The organism is Streptomyces sp. PU-14G, from assembly GCF_041028275.1.
GTDB lineage: Bacteria > Actinomycetota > Actinomycetes > Streptomycetales > Streptomycetaceae > Streptomyces.
In genome coordinates this window covers 1-3,658 of sequence record NZ_JASKYT010000505.1, presented here as the reverse complement: position 1 = coordinate 3,658, position 3,658 = coordinate 1, and the positions used below count along the sequence as shown (strand labels likewise).

The following is a 3,658-nucleotide window of genomic DNA, read 5'->3' as shown; positions in this document are numbered from 1 at the left end:
GGTCCTGGCGGTGGTCCGGGCTCGGGCCGGGGCGACGGCTCGGGCTGCGGCTCGGGCGGCACCGGGTGCGGCGAGGGCTCGGGGTGCGGCTCGGGCGGCGGCTGGGGGACGGTGCCGGCGGGTGGCCGCAACTGGAAGTCGTCCGCGCCGACCGTGTCGGGGCCCGGCACGTGGGCGACCGTGGCGTCGGGGTCACGCTCGGGGCGCCGGGGCGTTCCCGGCGCGCTCCCCTCGGCGTTGTCCGTCTCGTCCACGGAGATGCCGAACTCCGTGGCGAGGCCGATCAGCCCCGTGTCATAGCCCTGTCCGAGGGCCCGGAACTTCCATCCGTCGCCGCGCCGGTACAGCTCGCCGCAGACCATGGCCGTCTCCGCGCCGGTCTCCGGTTCGATGTCGAAGCGGGCCAGCAGCTGTGCGTCTGCCGTGCCGTTCATGTGCGCGCTCCCTCCTGTGCCCTCGGCGCTGTCCGCCGTGCCGTTCCGCGCTCCCGCGTCGTGCAGCAGCAGCCGAAGCTCGCGGACGGCGGCGAAGGTGCCGCCGTCCGCTGAGGCGGCCAGCAGTACGCGGTCCACGGTCTCGTCCAGGGCCGCCAGGTCCGCCTCGACGGTGTCCCGCAGCCCCTCAGGCTCGCGCTTCTTGGCGAGGTGCCGTACCAGCCCGGAGGGGTGCCGGGGCTGGTTGTAGAAGACGAAGTCGTCGTCGGTTCTGACCCGGCCGTCGGCGCCCAGCAGCAGAGCCGAGGCATCGACGTCGGGCACGCCGGTACCAGGCGCCCAGCAGAGCACGGCACGCACGGCCGTGGTCTCCAGCTGGATGTTCGAACCCTTCGTCATCGCGTGCGTCATGTCTTCATCCTGCCCCCGCAGGGACGGCCGCCACAACGCGGGACGGACACCGGGCGGGGCGGCCACCCGTACGGGTCCGCGGTGTGCAGGGTGCGGCGGGGGAACTTCCGAGCGGTCCTCGTACGTACGATGAGCAGCCGTACGGTCACCGCGGCGGCCCGCGGGAGAAGCGCACGGGAGCCGGACGCGGACGGCCGCGCGGCACGCGAGATCGGCGAGACGGGGACTTCATGCGGCACTTCCGGCATCTGACGCCCGAGCGCCTTGGCGCGCTCTTCCACCGCCCACCGGCCGAGTTCACGGCGGAGGCGCCCGTGGGCACCCTGGCCGTGGCGCTCGGCGCGACGCTCTACAGCCCGGCCACCCGCGAGGGGCTGGCCGAGGACGTCCGCAAACAGGCGGCCCGAGGCGTGGTCTCGATGGTGCTCTGCCTGGAGGACTCGATAGCCGACGCCGAGGTGCCGTGGGCGGAGGAGAATCTGGTGCGCCAGCTCGGGGCGCTGGCCGAGGCGGGGCCCGGCGCTGAGCTGCCGCTGCTGTTCGTGCGGGTGCGGGAGGCGGACCAGATCACCGGGCTGGTGCGCAGGCTGGGGCCCGCGGTGCGGCTGCTGTCGGGTTTCGTGCTGCCCAAGTTCACCGAGGACCGCTCGGTGGCGTTCTTGGAGGCACTCACCGAGGCCGAGGCCTCGTGCGGGCAGCGGCTGTTGGCGATGCCTGTCCTGGAGTCGCCTCAGCTGCTGCACAGGGAGAGCCGTCCCGCGACTCTGGCGGGCATCGCGCGCACGCTGGACAAGTACCGCGAGCGGATCCTGGCGCTGCGGCTGGGCGTCACCGACTTCTGCTCCGCGTACGGGCTGCGGCGCACGCCCGACATGACCGCTTACGATGTGCAGATCGTCGCCTCGGTCATCGGGGACGTGGTGAATGTGCTGGGCCGCGCCGACGGCACCGGGTTCACCGTCACAGGACCTGTGTGGGAGTATTTCCGGCCACAGGAGAGAATGTTCAAGCCGCAGCTGCGGCAGAGTCCGTTCCGGAGTGGCCGCGCCGAGGAGATACGCACGGCGTTGATCGAGCACGACATGGACGGGCTGCTGCGCGAGATCGCCCTCGACCGCGCGAACGGCCTGCTCGGCAAGACCTGCATCCATCCCTCGCACGTGGCTCCCGTGCACGCGCTGTCGGTCGTCAGCCACGAGGAGTTCTGCGACGCGACAGACGTGCTGCGCCCCGAGCGCGGCGGAGGCGGAGTGCTGCGCTCCGCGTACACGAACAAGATGAACGAGGTGAAGCCGCACCGCGCCTGGGCCGAGCGCACACTGCTGCGCGGCGAGGTCTTCGGCGTGGCGCGCGAGGGCGTGAGCTTCGTCGAACTGCTGGCGGCGGGAGTCAAGTGAACGGAAACGCACCGGGTACCGGGGACGTGCACGGGCGGCGCGAGAGGGCAACGAGGGACGCGGACACCGCTGCGTGGCCGGGTGAGTGGGTGTCCGAGCGGCTCGGCGTACGCCTGGACGAGGGGCTGCGCGGGCTGCTGGGCCTCGCCCTGCGGCGCAACCCCAAGCGGGCGCATCTGCTGGTCTCCACCGTCTTGGGCAAGCACGTGCCGCAGCGCCCCGCGGCGGTCCTGGGAGCAGGACGCCGCCTGGGCGAACGGGTACGCGAGCTGCTCGGTGCCGACGAGGCCGCACGCTCCGCCGTGCTGGGCTTCGCGGAGACCGCCACCGGGCTCGGACTGACCGTCGCGCACGCCATGGGCAGCCGCGTGAGCGCCCTGCACTCCACCCGGCGGGCGGTCCCGGGAGCCGAGCGGTTCGGCGGCTTCGAAGAGGAGCACAGCCACGCCACCTCCCACCTGCTGCTTCCCGAGGACCCCGAGCAGCTGCGTACGGGCGGCCCGCTGGTGCTCGTCGACGACGAACTGTCCACCGGCAGAACCGTGCGCAACACCATCGCGGCGCTGCACGCCGCCGCGCCGCGTGCCCGGTACGTCGTCGCCGCCCTGGTCGACACGCGGGCCGAGGCGGACGTGGCCGCGTTGGAGAAGTGCGCCGCCGACCTGGGTGTCCGCGTCGACGTGGTGGCCCTCGCCTCGGGCCGGGTCGCGCTGCCTCACGACGTACTGGCGCGCGGTCGCGCGCTGGTCGAGGCCCACGGCGCAGCGCCCGCGGCGCCGCCTGCGGCGGCCCGGGGGACGCTGCGGCGGGTGGAGCTCGGCTGGCCCGAGGAGTTGCCGGACGGCGGACGCCACGGCTTCGGGCCGCGCGAACAGACGCGGCTGGAGGCGGCGCTGCCCGCCATGGCGGAGCGGGTGCTGTCCGCGCTCGCCCTCCCGGAAGTGGCCGGGGAGCCACCCCGTGTCCTCGTCCTCGGCAACGAGGAACTGATGTACGCGCCGCTGCTCCTCGCCCGCGCGGTGGAGGAGCGCACCGCGGGGCGCGCCGAGATCCGCTTCTCGACCACGACCCGCTCGCCCGTCCTCCCCGTGGACGACCCCGGCTACGCGATCCGTACCGCGCTGCGCTTCCCGGCGCACGACACTCCACAGCAGGCCGGCCCGCAGCAGCAGCCGCATCCGCAGGAGCCACAGGAGCTGCCGCAGTCGCAGGAGCCACAGGAGCTGTGGGAGCCGCAGGAGTCACAGCAGTCACAGGAGCCGCAGGAGCGTTACGCCTACAACGTGGTGGGAGGAGGCTTCGACGCCGTCGTCGCCGTCGTCGACAGCGAGGGCGACACCCCCGCGCTGCACGCCCCCGGCGGACTGCTGGACCAGCTCACCGGATGCGCCCCCGCCGTCCTGCTGGCCGTCGTCC

General features: G+C 73.6%; 3 protein-coding genes. 2 read left to right on the top strand and 1 reads right to left on the bottom strand.

Features of this window, described 5'->3' with window-relative positions; translation table 11 throughout:
• A partial coding sequence (locus AB8Z75_RS32410) for a TerD family protein (RefSeq protein WP_369208312.1) occupies positions 1–845 on the bottom strand: 845 nt, incomplete at its 3' end.
• 230 nt (positions 846–1,075) lie between these two features.
• On the opposite strand from AB8Z75_RS32410, the gene AB8Z75_RS32405 reads away from it, so the two are divergent.
• Both AB8Z75_RS32405 and AB8Z75_RS32400 read left to right on the top strand, forming a co-directional pair.
• The gene (locus AB8Z75_RS32405; protein ID WP_369208311.1) at positions 1,076–2,242 is read left to right on the top strand and encodes an HpcH/HpaI aldolase/citrate lyase family protein; all 1,167 of its coding nucleotides are present in this window, start codon (positions 1,076–1,078) and stop codon (positions 2,240–2,242) included.
• A gap of 26 nt (positions 2,243–2,268) precedes the next feature.
• The coding region (locus tag AB8Z75_RS32400; RefSeq protein WP_369208313.1) for a phosphoribosyltransferase family protein at positions 2,269–3,658 on the top strand (1,390 nt) is incomplete at its 3' end.